Raw genomic sequence first — 19,803 nt, 5'->3', positions numbered from 1 at the left:
AGTAATAATGCAAATGCTTAATCATCCTTTAACAGACTCAGGAATAGAAAAATTTAAAAAAGATTGGAATGAGGCTTTTTGTAAATAACTTTAAATAAAAATTTTAAACAGGGAAAATTTTATATAAAATAGTTGGGGAGGGGTATATTATGGAAAAGTATTTAGACGTAAATTTACCTATTGAGGAAAGAGTGGAAGATCTTCTTTCAAAAATGACTTTAGGTGAGAAAGTTACACAAATGCTTTATAATAGTGCAGAAATTAAAAGACTGGGAATACCTGAATATAATTGGTGGAATGAGGGCCTTCATGGAGTTGCAAGAGCTGGAGTAGCAACTGTTTTTCCACAAGCTATAGGTCTTGCTGCAATGTTTGATGAAAAATTTATGGAAAATGTTGCAGATGCTATATCTGATGAAGCACGTGCAAAATATAATGAGTATTTAAGTATTAATGATAGAGGAATATATAAAGGATTAACTTATTGGTCTCCCAATATAAATATTTTTAGAGATCCAAGATGGGGAAGAGGGCATGAAACTTATGGAGAAGATCCGTATTTAACTTCAAGAATGGGGATAGCTTTTATAAAAGGACTTCAAGGTAATGATCCCAAATATAAAAAGGTAGATGCCACAATAAAACATTTTGCAGTCCATAGCGGGCCAGAAGGAAAACGACATGAAATTGATGTAAATATTGATATTAAACAAATGAAAGAGACATATCTTTATGCTTTTCGTGAATGTATAAAAGAAACAGATGTTTCTGCAGTTATGGGTGCATATAACAGAGTTAATGGAGAGCCATGTTGTGGAAGTAAAACTTTACTTAAAGATATATTAAGGGACGAGTGGGGATTTGAAGGATATGTAGTTTCTGATTGTGGAGCAATATGCGATTTTCACAATCACCATAAAGTTACAAGTAATGCGGCAGAATCTAGTGCTTTAGCTGTTAATAATGGTTGTGATTTAAATTGTGGAGATGCCTATACTTATTTGAAAGCTGCAGTAGCTGCTGGCCTTATTCCTGAAGAAAATATAGATAAATCTTTAAGAAGACTTTTAAAAGCAAGGTTTAGATTAGGAATGTTTGATGATCCAGAGCTTGTACCTTACAGTAAACTTGGACCAGATGTTATTGATTGTGATAAATTTAGAGAACTCTCATTAGAAGCAGCAAGAAAATCTATAGTTCTTTTAAAAAATGAAAGTAATACTTTGCCTTTAGACAAAAATATAAAAACTATAGCAGTAATAGGACCAAATGCAGATTCTAAGGATGTACTTCTTGGAAATTACAATGGTACTCCATCAAAATATACTACAATTCTTCAAGGAATAAGAAATAAAGTATCAGAAGATACAAAAGTTATTTATGCAGAAGGCTGCGATTTAACAAAGAAGAATGTAGGTAAGTGGGAGGGAGACTTAATTCCAGAGGCTATACTTGCAGCTAAAAAATCTGATGTGGTCGTAATGTGTCTTGGACTTTCACCTAAAATTGAGGGAGAAGAAGGAGATGCTTTTAATGCAGATGCTAGTGGAGATAGAATAGAAATTGGATTGCCAGGAAGACAGGAAAAATTATTAAAAGCTGTAGCAGAAGTTGGGAAACCAGTTGTGATTGTATTGCTAAATGGAAGTGCAATAGCAATGGAAGAAGCTTCCAAATATGCTTCGGCTATAATAGAGGCTTGGTATCCAGGTGAAGAAGGTGGAAATGCAGTTGCAGATGTTATTTTTGGGAACTATAATCCATCAGGGAGACTTCCTATTACATTTGTAAAATCTGTAGAAGATTTACCAGATTTTGAAGATTATAATATGAAAAACAGAACTTATAGATTTATTGAAAAAGAGCCTTTATATCCTTTTGGATTTGGATTAAGTTATACTAAATTTAAGTATTCAAATTTAAGATTAAGTAGTGATAAGATAAATGCAGGAGAAGATATACAAGTTTCGTTTGATGTTGAAAATATTGGAGGATTATATGGAGAAGAAGTAAGTCAAGTTTATTTAAAAGATGTAGAATCTTCTACTAAAGTTCCAAATCATCAGTTAGTATCATTTTTAAGATTTGAATTAGAGCCAAATGAAAAGAAAACATTAAGTTTTACAATAAAATCTAGACAGATGGCTGTAATTAAAGAAGATGGAAGCTGCGTTATTGAGCCAGGAAAATTTATTCTGTACGCAGGAGGAAGTCAGCCAGATTCAGTAAGTAAAAAATTAACAGGAGAAAGTGTACTTGAGCAAAGCTTTGAAGTACAAGGAAGGGAAATTGCTATTGAATATTAATTATATAGGGCTGTTGCAAAATAGATTATGCATAGCTTGTATTAAATGAAAATAAAAAATATGTTCTGTGAGCTTATTGCACAGCGGTTAGCTCGTAGAACATATTTTATTTATTGCAAAGTTAATTGTAAACTAACTTTAATTTTATGACAGTACTTATATTTGAAATTAAACAATTTTATAAAAGAATTATAATTAAACTAGTAAATATGTCTTAATAAATCATGTTATAAATATAGATGTTAAAAACTGTGAGGATTATCATATGATAAAAAAATTTATGAAAAAATTTAGAGATCTAAAAATAGGCACCAAAATAATAGTTTGTTATACCATAATTTCTGTTATATCAATATTTTTTAGTACATTTATATATCAAAATATAAATAAAAAAATAATGACTCAAAAGGTAAGTGAAGTAGCATTACAAACACTGCAGACAATAGATTCTAATATAAAGCTGTTAATATATACGGTTAACAATGAATCAAAGATTCTTCTATCTAACAAAGATATTCAAAAGATTCTAAAAAATGGGAATAAAGGCTTTAACTATAATAATCAGCTTTTTGTAAATAGATTTTTAACTGAATTTATACAATCAAATATGTCCATATCTTCAGTTTATATTTTTGATAACTATGGAAATAGATATTTTGTTGACAAGAAAAAAATAAAGAATTTTACATTAAATAATATAAAAAATTCTTATTGGTATGATACACTTCAAAAGGCAGCGGGAGGATATATAATAAAACTAAATGGAGGAGGGGTATTTAATCAGCCTGAAAAAAAATATGTATCACTTATTAGAGTAATTAATGATTTAGATAGTCAAAAACCTATAGGAACAATGGTAATTAATATACCTGAAGATGCGATTATGAATTCATTTAAAGATATTATGAAAACAGGTGATATAAACATTTTATTAAAAGATGAAAATAATAATGATATTATTCATCCAAAAGAATTAGAAGGACATAATATAAAATCGGATATTAGTAATGAAGAACACTATTATTCAATTGAAAGGATAAACAAGAAAGATTATATAAATTCATATTTAAAAAATGATTTAGGTTGGACAATAATTAGTATACTTCCATTTAGTGAGCTTTCAAATCAATCAAATATATATAAAATTGTTATGATTGCTATACTTTTATTAAACGGTATTATGAGTTTTTTTGGATTAATATTAGTATCTTCTAATATAACAAAACCTATAGATAAATTAATAAAATCAATGAAAGGGGTTGAAAATGGAGAATTTAAAGAAGTAAATATAGATACTGGAAATGATGAAATTGGAAAATTAAAAAATGTATATAATACAATGATTTATAAGATAGAAAATTTAATAGAGCAGATTGTTAAGGAACAAAAGATAAAAAGGAAAGCAGAATTGGATGTTCTGCAATCTCAAATAAAACCACACTTTTTATATAATTCTTTTGATACAATAAGTTCATTGGCTCTAGATAATAGAAATGATGAAGTATATAAAATTATAAAAGCTTTAGGTAATTTTTATAGAACAAGTTTAAGTAATGGTAAAGAAGTAATATCAATTGAAGAAGAAATTAAAACTGTTAAAAGCTACCTTACAATACAACAGATAAGGTATGATAATATGTTTAATGTAAATATAAGTGTAGATGAAAGAGCTAACAAATATAAAATACTAAAATTAATTTTACAACCGCTTGTTGAAAATTCTATATATCACGGTATAAAACCTACTAGAAAAAAAGGTAATATTTTTATAAGCACATTAATTAGAGGAGATTTTATTGAACTTATAGTACAAGATGATGGTGCTGGCATGACTGAAGAAAAACTTAGAAGTATAAAAGAATTTAATGGAGGAGGAATAGGATTAAGTGGAACTATGGAAAGACTTAATATTTTTTATAACGGAAAAAGTAAATTTGAAATAGAGAGCAAACTTGGAGAAGGAACAAAAGTAACGATTTATATTCCACTAAATCAGGAGGAAAATTATGATAAGTAACACAATAAAAGTTTTAATTGTTGATGATGAATACCTAGTAAGAAATTTGCTTAAAAAATGTATAGATTGGAAGTCTATAGGTATGGAAATTGTAGGAGAAGCATCCTCTGGAGAAGATGCAATAAATGCAGTTGACAAATATAAGCCCGATTTAGTTTTTACAGATATATGTATGACGAATGTAGATGGTATTGAATTTGCGGATATAATTATAAAAAAGTATCCTAATATAAAAGTGGTAGTTATTTCAGGATATGATGATTTTAAATATGCACAAAGAAGTATAAGAGCTGGGATTAAGGATTATTTATTAAAGCCAATTGATGATGAAGTGGTTTTAAGAACTGCTTTAAAGATGAAAAAAGAAATAGAGGAAGAACGTGAAACTATTTCTGAATATAATAGTCTAAAAAAACAATTTATCGAAAATAAATCATTTTTTATAGAAAGACTTTTAAATAGATTAATTGAGCTTAATATGGATATTAATGAAGTAAAAAGGCAAATGAGCAATTTAGATTTTAGCTTTAAATATAATAATTTTCAAGTTGCAGTTTTAGAAGTAATGTTTAATAAAGAGGGTAATTATATAAATGATGAAGAAGATATAGTATATAAATTTAAAATATATGATAAAGTAAAAGAATATTTTAATCAATATGAAGATATAAATATTTTCTTTGATATAAATTATAGAATTACTATTATTAATAATGGAGATTCAAGTATTCTCCAAAATTTTCTTAAAGATATAAAATTAAAATTTTTAAGTGATTTTAATTATTCAATTGGAATTGGTGGTGTAAAAAATGGAATACAAAATATAGAAAAATCATATAAAGAAGCCTTAATGGCTTTAAAAAATTATAATAGTTTTAAAAAACATAATAAACTTATTGATGATATAACTAATTATGTAAGGGAAAATATTGAAGATACTGAAATGTCTTTATCTAAAGTAAGTCATGTATTTTTTATTAATTCAAGTTACTTAAGCAGAATATTTAAAAAAGAAATGGGAATAAATTTTATGGAATATTTAACCAAACTTAGAATTGATAAAGCTAAAATGCTTATTAAAAATACAGATTTAAAAGCTTATGAAATAGCAGAAAAAGTTGGTATTTCTGATCCTAGCTATTTTAGTACATGCTTTAAAAAATACACAGGAGTATCAATTAGTGAATATAAAAAAAAGTAAAAAAATTTAAAAAATAAGTAAAATTTTTAAATTTTATTGAAAACGTTTGAGAGTTATTATTATATTGTAATCGAAAATGATACTAATAATATGGAGGGATATAAATGAACAGAAGATTGAAAAGAATTTCAGCTCTATTATTAACTGTCGCATTATCTTCAAGTTTATCAGCTTGTGGTAAAAAAGAGGACAATGCTTCAAATTCAGGAGGAAATCAAAAAATTACATTAAAGCTTTGGCATATTTGGACATCTGATTCAGATTCTAATAAGCAAAATCTGGAGGCTGCAGTAAAGGAATGGAATGATGCTAATCCCAATGTACAGATTGAAGCAGAAGGAACTGAAAATGAGGCTTATAAAACAAAAATAAAGACAGCTATATCTGCTAATGAAGCACCTGATATTTTTACTTCTTGGGGAGCAGGATTTTCTCAACCTTTTGTTGATGCAGGTAAAGTATTAGCTCTAGACGATTATCTTAAAGATGGAACTAAAGATAAAATAGTAGATGGAGCATTTACTTATTTAACTTATAACGGCAAAATTTATGCATTGCCTTATACAACAGCAGTAGGTACTTTTTATGTAAATAAAGAAATGTTTGAAAAAAATAATATAAAAATACCTGAAAATTTCGATGAACTGTTAACAGCAGTTAAGGCATTCAGAGCTAAAGGAATTACCCCTATAGCTGTAGGAGAAAAAGATAAATGGCCTGGAATGTTTTATTATGACGTACTTGCACTTCGTGAAGGTGGTGCTAAATTAAATAATGATGCCTTATCTAAGAAAGGTTCATTTTTAGATCCAGCATTTAAAAAAGCTGCTGATAAGTTACTACAACTTATAGATGCTGGTGCATTTGATCCTGCAGCTCTTGGCTTAACTAGAGATGAATCAGAAATACCATTTATTCAAGGGCAAATTCCAATGTATTATAACGGGAACTGGGTGGCAGGTACTATAGAAGGTCCAAATTCGACAGTAAAAGGTAAAGTTATAGCTATGAATTTCCCTGCTGTTACTGATGGAAAAGGAGATAAAAATGAAGTATTAGGTGGTGCAATTGATTGCTTCATGGTTAATGCTAATACTAAGTATAAAGATGAAGCTGTTAAAGCAGCTAAATTTATAACTGAAAATATGTCAAAGAGATTATATGAAACTGGTGCTGGAATACCAACCTGGAAAGTAGATGTTGATGAATCTAAGATTTCACCTTTAATTAAACAAATTAGTGATATTGCAAAAAATTCTACAGGTTATGTGGTTTGGTGGGATACTTTCCTTTCAGGACAAGATGCTGATCTTCATAAAAACCTTGTAGCTCAGCTCTTTGGTAAACAAATATCATCAGATGAATTTGTAAAACAAATGCAAAGTATTATTGATAATAAATAAATACAAAAATATTAGTTCTCCTGCTAATGGTATTTAAATTGGCAGGAGAATTTAAATACAAGGGACGGTTTTTAATATTTAAAAAAATAAGGGAGGTATCTAATTTGGACAAGATTTTAAAAGATAAGAAAGCCATATTTTTATTTGTTTTTCCAGCTTTATTAATATTTATTGTAGCTATTATACTTCCTATTTGTTTTTCTGTGTACTATAGCTTATTAAAATGGGATGGAATTGGTAAAGGATCTTTTGTAGGTTTAAAAAACTATATTAATTTATTTGTTAATAATACTGATGGTTTTACAAAATCAGTAAAAAACTCATTTATTCTTGCTGCGCTTTCTGTTTTTATACAATTACCTTTATCACTTTTATTAGCATTAGTACTAGCTAGAGGAGTAAAAGGAGAGAATTTTTTTAGAACTGTATATTTTATACCAGTAATAATTTCAACTGTTGTTATTGGGCAATTGTGGATGAAAATATATAATCCTAATTATGGAATGTTAAACGTTATACTTAAAAAAATTGGATTAGGTTCTTTAGCACAACCTTGGCTTGCAAGTACAAAGACAGCTTTAGGAGCAGCTTTTGTGCCTATCGTTTGGCAGTATATTGGATATCATATGCTTTTGATGTATGCTGCAATTAAATCAATTTCTCCAGATATATATGAAGCTGCAAAAATTGATGGGGCATCAGAATTTAGAATAGCTACAAGAATAACTATACCTCTTATTAAACCTATATTACAAGTTTGTGTAGTGTTTGCTGTTACAGGATCATTTAAATCTTTTGATTTAATTTATATATTGACAAATGGAGGACCTCTTCATGCAAGTGAAGTTCCTAGTACGTTAATGTATAACACAATATTTAATAAATATATGTATGGTTATGGAAGCTCTATGTCTATTTTTATTATAGTAGAATGTTTAGTATTTACATTAATAATTCAAAAATTATTTGAGGGAAGAAAACAAAAGGAAGCTTAATACCAATTGAAGGAGGGAAAATAAAAATGGAAACAATGAAAAATAGAAGTTTTAAATTTAGTTTAAGAAAAGATAAAAGTGAAAAAAGAAGTATTAAAAATATAATACTTTTAGTTATATTAATTATTGTTGCTATAATTCAGTTATATCCTTTAATTTGGCTAGTATTGGTTTCCTTTAAAAATAATGCAGAAATTTTTGGAGGCAATGTCTTAGGAATACCAAAGGTATGGAGAATATCTAATTATAAAGTTGCTTTAACTAGTGGAAAAGTAGGATTATATTTTTTTAATAGTTTAATTGTTACGGCAATAACTATTATAGTATCAGATATTTTTATAGCAACAGCCTCTTATGCTGTAACTCGTATGAAATGGAAATACAACAAAATAGTATTAACTATATTTTTATTGGGTATGATGGTTCCTATTCATTCAACTTTATTACCATTATTTTTAATAGAAAAGAAACTTCATATATTAAATACTTATTGGGCGGTAATAATTCCTTATATAGCTTTTGCACTTCCAATGGGCATATTTGTTATGACAGGTTTTCTTGAAGGTATACCTTATGAGTTAGAAGAAGCTGCATGTTTAGATGGATGTAATATATATCAAGCTTTCTTTAAAATTGTTTTACCATTATTAAAACCATCATTAGCTACAGTTTCAATATTCACATATTTATCAAGCTGGAATGAACTTATGTTTGCAAACACTTTTTTAAATAATCCTAAACTTAAAACATTAACTGTTGGAATAATGTCTATGGCAGGAGAACATTCAACAGATTGGGGACCAATTGTAGCAGGGCTTGTTATTGCAACATTGCCAACAATATTAATATATATACCTTTAAGTAATCAAGTACAAAAAAGCTTAATGGCTGGTGCTGTTAAAGGTTAGTTGTATTATAAAAAATGATTATAATTATAAGTTTCTATAAATTTTTTATTAAGGTGTAAGCGATAAATAACTAAGTCAATATGATTTAGTTATTTATCGCTTTGTATTTTATATACAATTTACCAGCATTGATCTTTAATATATTTTATTTCTAAAATAGTAGTAAAAATTAATACTGTACTAATTTTTATATTAAATGATATAAAATTATATAGGTATACGATTTCAAAAATTGCTAATATAATTTAATTATAAGTCTAATTTAGAGAAAGGAAGGATTTAAATGTTAAATAAAAGAGAAATTAACCAAATAAAAAAAGTACTGAGAAAAAGTATAGATAACAATGAACTAGCTGGTGCAAACTTAATGATTATAAAAGATGGAAAAGAAATATTTTATCATGAAGATGGGTTGGCCGATAAAGAAGCAAAAATTCCAATTAAAAGAGATTCTATTTTCAGATTATATTCTATGAGCAAACCAATTACGGCAGCTGCAGTTATGATACTTTTAGAACGAGGTGAAATTGATTTATATGAGCCTGTAAGTAATTTTATTGAAGGGTTTAAAAATCAGATGGTTTATGAAAATGGATGTTTGGTTAAAGTACAAAGGGAAGTAACAATTAAGGATTTGCTTTCAATGACTTCAGGACTTTTATATGGAGGAGAAGGCAATGAGGGGAAAGATATAGAAGCTTTGTTTCAAGAAATAGATAAAAGATTATTAGGTGATTCACCAATGAGTACTTTGGAGTCTATGAATAAACTTGGAAGATGTCCACTTGCATTTTTACCTGGAACTTCGTGGGCATATGGAACTTCTGCTGATGTATTGGGGGCTGTTGTAGAAGTAGTAAGTGGTAAAAGATTTGGAGAATTTTTAAATGAAGAATTGTTTGAACCATTAAATATGAAAGATACTGGATTTTGGGTACCTGAAGAAAAAAGAGAGCGTCTTGCAAAAATTTATGCTGATGATGGAAATGGAGAATTAGTTCTTTATACAGGAAATCATTTAGGTATTATCAATAAAATGGACAGAAATCCTGAATTTGAATCTGGTGGAGCTGGATTGGCTTCTACTATAGATGATTACGCAAAATTTGCTAGAATGCTTATAAATGAAGGAAGCCTTGACGGTGTTCAGATTTTACGACCTAGAACAGTAAAATATTTAACTTCTGCGACTTTAAGTTCTACGCAGCAAAAGAATTTTGATCTTTGGTATACTCTAAGTGGATACAGCTATGGTAATTTAATGCGAGTAATGATAGATTGCAGCAAAGCTGGAGATATTGCATGCCTTGGAGAATATGGATGGGATGGCTGGCTTGGTACATATTTTTGTAATTGCCCAAAGGAAGGCTTAACATTTTTATTTATGATGCAAAAGAAAGATTCAGGAACTACTTCACTTACAAGAAAGCTACGAAATATTATATTAAGTTCATGTTGTAATTAAATATTAATTTTATAATTTAATTTATATACGTGTGTTTAACAATTTAAATAAATAAAATCAAGAGAAAGATATTTTATAAAATGATTATACTGTTAGAGAAGCTATTTATTGAAAATGTTATAAAAATATAGAGATATATTACAAATACAATAATATATTACATGTTCTAATTTTTTGTTTGATGATAGTATAAATAATATACTTAAAGCTTACAGGGGGGAGAACATGTTTAGTGAGAAATATATAGAAAATGTTTATAGTGAAAGTGGCTTTAAATTAGCATATAATTCAAAAGTTGCAGATATCTATGTGTCTAATAATGACTATAAAGGTGTTATAAGAGCAGTAAAAACTTTTTGTGAAGATGTTAATAAAGTAACAAATATACTGCCTGAAATTAAAAATGATATTAATTCTGTTTCAAAAAATACAGTTATAATAGGCACTATTGGGAAAAGTGATGTTGTTGATGAATTAATAAAAAAAGGTAAACTTGATGTTTATGATACTAAAGGCAAATGGGAATCATTTGTTATTCAAGTTGTACCTAATCCTATTGAAGGTATTGAAGAAGCATTAGTAATAGCTGGAAGCGATAAAAGAGGTACAATTTTTGGAATATATGATGTATCTGAACAAATAGGAGTATCACCTTGGTATTGGTGGGCAGATGTTCCAGTTATACATAAGGATACTTTAATTGTTAAGAAAGGTATATATAAACAAGGAGAACCATCTGTAAAATATAGAGGAATATTTTTTAATGATGAAGGTCCTTCACTTATGTCATGGGTTAGAGATAATTATAGAGATTTTACTCATGAATTTTATGAAAAGGTTTTTGAACTTATATTAAGACTTAAAGGAAATTACCTTTGGCCTGCTATGTGGGATAATGCTTTTAATGAAGATGATGAATTAAATCCTATTCTTGCTGATGAATATGGAATTGTTATGGGAACTTCTCATCATGAACCTATGCTAAGAGCACATGGAGAATGGAAAAAACATAAAAAAGGACCGTGGGATTATTATTTAAATGAAGATTATATATATAAATTTTGGGAATTTGGAATAGAAAGAAATAAAAATTATGAAAGTATAATAACATTAGGTATGCGTGGCGATGGAGATGAGCCTATGGGAGGCCAGCTCACATTTAATGAAAAGATTAAGCTGCTTGAAAAAATTGTTAAAGATCAGCGCAAGATTATTGCTGAAAAGATGAATTCAGATGTAACTAAAGTTCCTCAGCTTTGGGCTTTATACAAAGAAGTTCAAGATTATTATGAAGCTGGTATGAGAGTACCTGAAGACATAACTCTTTTATGGTCTGATGATAATCATGGAAATTTAAGGAGAGTACCTACAGAAGAAGAAAGAAAAAGAAAAGGAGGTGCAGGAATATACTATCATCTTGATTATGTTGGAGGACCAAGATCTTATAAATGGATCAATACAGTACCTATTGAAAAAATTTGGGAACAAATGAATAAAGCTTATGAATATGGTGCAGATAGGATATGGATATTAAATGTTGGTGATTTAAAACCAATGGAATTTCCTACAGAATATTTTATGCGTATGGCTTGGAATATAAATGAATTTACTAAAGATAATATGTGGGAATTTAGTGTGAAATGGGCTGAGGCACAATTTGGAGAAAAGTATGCAAAAGATATAGCGTATATTATAAATCAGTATTCTAAATTTAATGGAAGACTTAAGCCTGAGCTTCTTAATAATGTTGAATTATATAGTTTAATAAACTATAAAGAAGCAGAAAAAGTGTTATCAGATTTTTATTATATAAATTCTAAAGCAGAAAAAATATATAAAGAGCTTAAAGAAAATTTAAAGGATGCTTTTTTTGAACTTGTATTATATCCTGTTAAAGCTTCATTGCAAGTTAATGAGCTTTATTTAACTGTTGAAAAAAATAAATTATATGCAGATCAAGGAAGAGCGCTTACAAATGATTTAGCAGATAAGGCAGAGGCAATTTTTGAAGCAGATGATGAGCTTACTTTTGATTATAATAAGAGATTAGCTTTTGGTAAATGGAATCATATGATGGATCAAACCCATATAGGTTATACTTATTGGAATCAACCTTTAAAAAATATTATGCCTGAAGTTAAAAGAATAGTTTTAGAAAAAGGTTCTGAGATGGGAGTTGCAGTTGAAGGATCTAAAGAAAGCTTTAGTTATACAAATAAAAAATGTAAGCTACCTCAATTTGATGTTTTTACGAGAGAAAGAAGATATATTGATATATTTAATAAAAAATCAGATGCCTTCAGTTTCAAGATAGAAACAGATGCAAGATGGATAAATGTAAGTTTAAATGAAGGAATTATAGAAAAAGAAGAGAGAGTTTGGGTAGATATTGACTGGGACTTAGTTCCTAAAGGAGATAATGTTAAAGGGAATATAATTATAACAAGTTCTTGTGGGAATAAAGTTATAGTTGAATTAGAAGTATTTAATCCTAAAGATTTAGATAGAAAATCTTTAGATGGTTTTATTGAAACAAATGGATATATTTCAATAGAAGCAGAGCATTACACAAACAAAGTAAATGTAAATGGGATGAGCTGGGAAAAGATACCTAATTATGGGAGAACTCTATCTTCAATGGCTATTTTCCCTTTTGTAACTTCAAGTGTAGTGCCGCCGAATAATTCGCCATGCTTAGAATATAAATTATACATAGTTAACCCAGGTAATGTTAAAGTAACTGCACTTTTAGCTCCTTCACTTGATTTTGTTGAAGGTAATGGATTAAAAATTGGTATATCGTTTGATGACGGAGATATTAAAATTATAGATGCAATAACTACGGAAAAAGATGGGAGCTTCTGCGAAAAAGATTGGGCTGAAAGTGTTATTTATAATATTAGAAAGGCAGAAACAAATTATCATATTGAAGGCAGAGGATATCATACTTTGAAAATATGGATGGTTGATCCTATTGTGGTTTTGCAAAAAATTTTAGTGGATATGGGTGGGCTTAAACCAAGTTATCTTGGTCCACCGGAGAGCTATTATGGAGGCAAGAAAACTAAAAATGAGTCATTAAATATATCAAATTATAAATCAGTCTATGATTATAATAAAAAAGAAATAATAGTTTTAAAACCTACATTAAGATTAAAAAATGAATTAGTAGATGAACCTCTTGTATTACAACTAGGTGTATTTAATAGAAGTGAGTATAGTCATAGCTTTGTAATAAATGCTTCTTTGTTTGATGAGAAAGAAAATATTATAGATTCTATTAGTTTTACAGATATTATTCCAAGAAATAGCAAAGAAATGTACAATTATTGTTTTAAAATTGATAAAAATTCTAAATATTATATACTCAAAGCAAAGTTAAAATATGAAAAAATAAATAAAGAATTAAATTTTAAAATAAAATCACCTATAGTATGAATAATAAAAAATAATAAAAGGTAGGAGATTTAAATGAAAAAGTTTATGGATGAAAATTTTTTACTTAGCAATGATGTTGCTGTAAAATTGTATCATAATTTTGCTAAAAAAATGCCTATTATAGATTATCATTGTCATTTAAGCCCTAAAGAAATATATGAAAATAAAAAGATTAAAAATATAACAGAAGCTTGGCTTTATGGGGATCATTATAAGTGGAGAATTATGAGAGCTTATGGTATAGATGAAAAATATATAACAGGCAATGCCAAAGATTATGAAAAATTTTTAATTTGGGCTAAGGTAATATCAATGGCTATAGGTAATCCATTATATCATTGGACACATTTGGAGCTTCAAAGATATTTTGGCATTTATGAAACATTAAATGAAAAAACTGCTCCTTTCATATGGGAAAAAGTTAATACACTTTTAAAAAGTGAAGATTACAGTGTTAGAAGTCTTATTAAAAGATCTAATGTTGAAGTTATATGTACAACAGATGATCCTGTTGATTCATTGGAATATCATATAAAACTTAAAGAAGATAAAAGTTTTAATGTAAAAGTTTTGCCAACATTTAGGCCAGATAAAGCTCTTAATATTAATAATTGTGATTTTAGAGAATGGATTAAGTTATTAGAGAAAGTGTGCAGTAAGAAAATAAACAATTATATTGAATTTTTGGAGTCACTTGAAGCAAGAGCGAGATTTTTTAATGTTGTTGGATGTAAAATTTCTGATCATGGACTTGAGAGTATTCCTTATATGGAAGCATCAAAAGAAGAAGTATGTAGTATATTTTCAAAGGCTATAAATGGAGAAATTGTAACAAAAGAAGAAGAAGAAAAATATAAAACCTATACTTTAAAATTTTTAGGGAGCCTTTATTCTAAACTTGGGTGGGCTATGCAACTTCACATGAATGTAACTAGAAATAATAATACAAAAATGTATGCTTCAATAGGGTCAGATACTGGTTATGATGCTATAAATGATGATAATGTTGCGATAAAACTTACCAAACTTTTAAATTCATTAGAAATGAATAATTCACTGCCTAAAACAATTTTATATACACTTAATCCTAAAGATAATTATGTTTTAGCAACTGCGATGGGCTGTTTTCAAGGAAATGGAATTAAGGGTAAAATACAGTTTGGAGCAGCTTGGTGGTTTTTAGATAATAAAGACGGAATGATAGAACAAATGAAAACTCTTGCAAATGTAGGGCTATTAAACTGTTTTGTAGGAATGCTTACAGATTCTAGAAGTTTTCTTTCTTATACAAGACATGAATATTTTAGAAGAATACTTTGTAACTTAATAGGAAGTTTAGTTGAAAATGGAGAATATCCAAATGATATGGAACTTTTAGAAAAAATTGTTAAAGATATAAGTTATTATAATGCAAAACAATACTTTTTAATATAAAATAATAAAAGTGTCTGCTACAAAATAGAAATTAGTTTGTAATTAAAGTTATTTATAATCTATTTTGTAGCAGACACTTTAAATTTTGTCTTTAATATTTTTTCTATATTGGCTGGGATTTATGCCTTCATATTTTTTAAATATTCTAAAAAAAGTGCTGTGAGTAGTAAAACCTACCATTTCTCCAATTTTTGTTACACTTAAATTACTTTCAAAAAGTAAATCTTTTGCCTTTGAAATTCTTAATGAAGTTAAATATTCATGAAATCCCATACCAAAAGATTCTTTAAATAATCTTGAAAGATATTTGTCTGAGATATTAAAATATTCTGCAACTTTTTCAAGATATAAATCTTCAGCATAATGTTTTTTAATATAATCTGTTATCTGAGTTATGTTAACTTTATTATTTACTTTATCTTCAGATAAAAGATTATTTACTAAAGAAAAAATGTAATCATAAATATCAGTTAGTGATAAAAATGCTAAATCAGAATTAATATTAATATATTTATTTCCCATTAAATTTTCAACATTAATTTTTTTCTCATTTAATACTCTTAAAATTGTATTATAAATGCTTAAATAAAATTTTTTAATATTTTCTTCTGAAGGATTATTCTTAAAATTCTTATCTATTAATGAACATAGAAAAGAAATAGTTTCATTTTTAAAATTTCCTATTAAATAATTATAAAGTTTGTTTTCATCATTTATAGAATATTGAAAATTATAATTATTTTTTATTTCAGTATACACATTAATTTTTTCACTACTTAAAGGAGATAAAGAAAGTAGAGCTTTTTGAGCTTCATTATATGATTTGTTCATTCCAGCAAATCCTAAATAAATTCTTCCTATTCCAACTGATACTGTTAGTAAATCTTTATCATAATCAAATAATGTCATTATGAGTTTAATATTAGAAGTAATATTTTCTAAAATTTCATCTTCAGGTAAATTAACTAAAACACATAAAGTATTTTTTCTAAGACTTAATACATAAGTTAAGTATTTTTCTAAAGCTACATTACTAAGTATTTTTGAAAGACCTTTTATTAAACTTAGATATTCATCACTACTATAGTTATTAAAATATTTTTCTGTAAATTTAAGTTCAGCAATAATTACGCAAAATGCAGGATATTTAAAATTAAAATTATTATCATGTATAAAATTTTTTATATTATCATCTAAAAGAGAATGACTGTTTGTTAGTATTTTTATTAAATATTGTTCTGAAGCTAAAGGCATTACTATTGAAAGATCTCTTTTTAAACTGGTTTCGCTTGCTAAAATTTTTTTAATTTGATTATCTATATAATCTACCTCACTAATATTTTCAATAGCAGTTTCACTGTTTTCTTTGCTTAAAAATTCTACAATATTATTTATCGGTTTATATATTCTTTTACTTGAAAAATAAGCAACTATTATAGATAAAAATATACCAGAAAATAAAATGATATAAGCTAATTTTTTTACACTTACTATTTGATTATAAAAATCATCAAAAGGAATAAAAGCAATATAAGTAAAACCATTAAATTTAGCAGATGATGAGTTAAAATTAATAACTAAAGTTTTGCTGCCCATTAAATCATATTCAAATATATTGTTACTTGATTTTGAAAGTTTGGACAAAAAATCTTTGTTAGTTGTAATTTCATTATTAATACTAGTATCATTTGAAGCTATTAAAGTTCCATCTTTATCTATAATACACATTTTACTGCTAGGAATAAGTTTATATTTATCTAAAAGTTTAGATAATTCATTAACACTTATGTTTATTACAAACATGTTTTTTGATTTAATGCTAGTGATATTAGAAGTAACAAAAGGAATTACCATGCGTGTTTGAGGGAATTCGTAATTTTCATTTTTCAAAAGAGAAGGTTTTAAAAGCTGATAAAAATTAGTTTTAATATTATAGTTCATCCAAAAATTTTCATCATAATTACTATATTTAAAAGATTTTGTAAAAAAATTTTCCATTGTATAGGTTCCAGAAGTGTCAAGTACTTCATTACTAGACTTATGAATTATATAAACACTATCGATAAGTTTTTTAGTAGTTCTAAATTTAAGCAAAGTAGATGTCATAGAAGCAATTTTATAACTATCATTTATATCTAATTTATTTTCAGAATAAAAAATATCATAAAGATTGCTATCTGAAGACAAAAGCAATGTAGTATTTTGCAGTTCCATCAATAAATTATCTACAGTTGTAGATAAGGCAGAAAGGTTGTTTATATAATTTTTTTCAATTTGAGATTGAAATATGTTTTTGTAATAGTTGTACATAATAAAAGAAGTAAAAAAAACGACCAAAATAGGTATAAGAATATATATAAATATTGTTTTGAAAAACTTCCTGTTTTGTGTAAAGTTTTTTACAGAATATAATTTAAGCATGAAAAAAGGGCCTCCTAGCAATAAAAAGTGAATATTACAACTTTAATCTGATAACGTTTTAAATATATTATACCATATGTTCAATTAAATTAAAATATTTAGATATTTACCATAAAAAACCATAAATATTGCAATTTTTATATACATTGCAATATTCGCATATTATATAGAATTAAATTAAATGCAATATTTTAAAAATTTAATATCTATTAAAAGTAGATTTTTGCAATATATTAAAAAAATGCTTGTAGATTTTTTATTTGAAATGGTTTACTTTATATCTAGACGTTAAATCAAATGAGTCAAGATGAAAGGAGGAAATGTTTTTAATGAAAACTGAAACTCAAAGCTTACAAAAAAGCAATATTGAAGTTAAAGAAAAAACATCGTTTAAACAAAATCTTACCATTATTAAAAAAGACTGGCAGTTATATAGTCTTTTAATATTACCAGTAATATACTATGTTATTTTTAAATATGGTCCAATGTTTGGTAATATAATAGCATTTAGAAAATTTGTTCCAGGTGGACCAGTGTATGGTGAAAAATGGGTTGGATTAAAATATTTTAAAATGATAGTAAACGATCCAACATTTTGGGGGGTCTTTAAAAATACTTTAGTTTTAAGTCTATCATCATTAATTATAGGATTTCCTTTTCCAATAATATTTGCATTACTGTTAAATGAATTAACTAATAAGAAGTTTAAAAAGTTTGTACAAACTGCTTCTTATTTACCCCATTTTTTATCAACAGTTATTATAGCTGGAATGATAATGGAAATATTATCTCCATCTAGTGGTATAATAAACATGATTATAAAGCATTTTACAGGGCATACAATAAATTTTTTAGCTGAGGCTAAATGGTTTCCTGCTATTTATGTAATTTCAGGAATTTGGCAAGGATTAGGATGGGGAGCTATTTTATATTTAGCTGCTTTATCAAATATTAATACAGAACTTTATGAAGCAGCTAAAATTGATGGAGCTAATAGATGGAAACAAACACTTCACGTAACTATACCAGGTATATTGCCAACTATTGTAACTTTATTAATATTAAATATTGGCGGAATTATGAATGTTGGTTTTGAAAAGATATTATTACTTTATAATCCAATGACTTATTCAACATCAGATGTAATTGCAACTTATTTATATAGATTAGGGTTGCAATCAAATAACTTTAGTTATGCAACTGCAATAGGTTTGTTTGAATCAATTATTGGATTAATATTAGTATACTCGGCTAATCTTGTTTCGAGAAAACTTACAGAAACAAGCTTATGGTAAAGGAGGGTAAATATGGCGAAGGTAACTAAATCTTATAAAACTTTTCAAGTTATTAATATATTGGTAATGATTTTTGTAATTATTATTACAGTTTATCCATTTGTATACCTAATAGCTCAGTCCTTTAGCAGTGAACAATATGTTTATGCAGGGCAGATTACTTTTTATCCAAAAGGGTTTACTACTGCTACATATAAAGAGGTAATGTCAGAAAAATTTTTTTGGATAGGATATAAAAATACTATAATATATACAGTTTTAGCAACAGCTGTTTCGCTATTTATGACTACTATTTTTGCTTATGCATTATCTAAAAAGAGATTAAAAGGTAGAAAATTCTTTCTAGGTTTTGCAGTATTTACTATGTTTTTTAATGGAGGATTAATTCCAAATTATTTACTTGTTAAGTACCTTGGAATGAGAAATACAATTTGGTCAATGATAATTCCTGGAGCAATAAGTACTTGGAATTTAATGATTATGAAGACCTTTTTTGAGGGCTTACCTAATGAATTAGAAGAAGCTGCTTCAGTAGATGGATTAAATACCTATGGAATACTTTTAAAGATAGTTCTTCCATTATCAAAACCTATATTATCTACAATGGCTCTTTTTTATGCCGTAGGAAATTGGAACAGTTGGTTTGGAGCATTTCTTTATATGGATAAAAAAGAATTGTTCCCAGTAACTTTATATCTTAGGAATATAATAGCAGGGGCACAGCAAACTGATGCAGCTAGTGGTATGGATTCAGATAAATCAACACAAATAGCTGCAACTATAAAATCAGCTTCTATGGTATTAACTGTTTTACCAATATTATGTGTATATCCTTTTATACAAAAATACTTTGTAACTGGAGTTATGATAGGTTCTGTAAAAGGTTAATAATTTAATGATTATGCGTATAATTGGAATAT

The 19,803-nt window shown here is 27.1% G+C and carries 12 protein-coding genes; 11 read left to right on the top strand and 1 reads right to left on the bottom strand.

What is annotated here, in order from left to right:
- The first annotated feature begins 149 nt into the window (after positions 1–149).
- The 9 genes from EGD97_RS06195 to uxaC all read left to right on the top strand — a co-directional run bounded on the left by EGD97_RS06195 (position 150) and on the right by uxaC (position 15,167).
- On the top strand, positions 150–2,306 hold the full coding sequence (locus EGD97_RS06195; protein WP_127836816.1) for a glycoside hydrolase family 3 C-terminal domain-containing protein: 2,157 nt from the start codon (positions 150–152) through the stop codon (positions 2,304–2,306).
- A 265-nt stretch (positions 2,307–2,571) separates the two neighbouring features.
- Complete coding sequence (locus tag EGD97_RS06190) at positions 2,572–4,323, top strand: sensor histidine kinase (RefSeq protein WP_078681347.1); 1,752 nt, start codon at positions 2,572–2,574, stop codon at positions 4,321–4,323.
- Complete coding sequence (locus tag EGD97_RS06185) at positions 4,313–5,524, top strand: response regulator (protein ID WP_127836815.1); 1,212 nt, start codon at positions 4,313–4,315, stop codon at positions 5,522–5,524. Before EGD97_RS06190 ends, EGD97_RS06185 begins: the two co-directional genes overlap by 11 nt.
- 104 nt (positions 5,525–5,628) lie before the next feature.
- Positions 5,629–6,927, top strand: a complete 1,299-nt coding sequence (locus tag EGD97_RS06180) for an extracellular solute-binding protein (RefSeq protein ID WP_078681345.1) — start codon at positions 5,629–5,631, stop codon at positions 6,925–6,927.
- Positions 6,928–7,031: 104 nt separating this feature from the next.
- On the top strand, positions 7,032–7,922 hold the full coding sequence (locus tag EGD97_RS06175; protein WP_078681344.1) for a carbohydrate ABC transporter permease: 891 nt from the start codon (positions 7,032–7,034) through the stop codon (positions 7,920–7,922).
- 35 nt (positions 7,923–7,957) lie between these two features.
- Positions 7,958–8,830, top strand: a complete 873-nt coding sequence (locus EGD97_RS06170) for a carbohydrate ABC transporter permease (protein WP_078681363.1) — start codon at positions 7,958–7,960, stop codon at positions 8,828–8,830.
- Positions 8,831–9,113: 283 nt separating this feature from the next.
- Positions 9,114–10,295, top strand: a complete 1,182-nt coding sequence (locus EGD97_RS06165) for a serine hydrolase domain-containing protein (RefSeq protein WP_127836814.1) — start codon at positions 9,114–9,116, stop codon at positions 10,293–10,295.
- Between the two features lie 225 nt (positions 10,296–10,520).
- Positions 10,521–13,733 (top strand): glycosyl hydrolase 115 family protein, encoded by a 3,213-nt coding sequence (locus tag EGD97_RS06160; protein ID WP_127836813.1) that lies wholly within the window; start codon positions 10,521–10,523, stop codon positions 13,731–13,733.
- Positions 13,734–13,766: 33 nt separating this feature from the next.
- A complete protein-coding gene (uxaC, locus tag EGD97_RS06155; protein WP_127836812.1) occupies positions 13,767–15,167 on the top strand; it encodes a glucuronate isomerase in 1,401 nt (466 codons plus the stop codon).
- Between the two features lie 78 nt (positions 15,168–15,245).
- Here uxaC and EGD97_RS06150 read toward each other — a convergent pair whose 3' ends face one another.
- Positions 15,246–17,588: a helix-turn-helix domain-containing protein gene (locus tag EGD97_RS06150; RefSeq protein ID WP_127836811.1), complete on the bottom strand. Its 2,343-nt coding sequence runs from the start codon at positions 17,586–17,588 to the stop codon at positions 15,246–15,248.
- A 329-nt stretch (positions 17,589–17,917) separates the two neighbouring features.
- Between EGD97_RS06150 and EGD97_RS06145 the strand changes: the two genes are divergently transcribed.
- A complete protein-coding gene (locus tag EGD97_RS06145; RefSeq protein ID WP_127836810.1) occupies positions 17,918–18,883 on the top strand; it encodes an ABC transporter permease in 966 nt (321 codons plus the stop codon).
- 12 nt (positions 18,884–18,895) lie between these two features.
- On the top strand, positions 18,896–19,771 hold the full coding sequence (locus tag EGD97_RS06140) for a carbohydrate ABC transporter permease (RefSeq protein WP_127836809.1): 876 nt from the start codon (positions 18,896–18,898) through the stop codon (positions 19,769–19,771).
- The last annotated feature ends 32 nt before the right edge of the window (positions 19,772–19,803 follow it).

It is taken from the genome of Clostridium prolinivorans (genome assembly GCF_004011155.1).
GTDB lineage: Bacteria > Bacillota > Clostridia > Clostridiales > Clostridiaceae > Clostridium_AT > Clostridium_AT prolinivorans.
The sequence above is the reverse complement of the archived record's forward strand: the minus strand, read 5'-3'. Positions and strand labels throughout refer to the sequence as shown.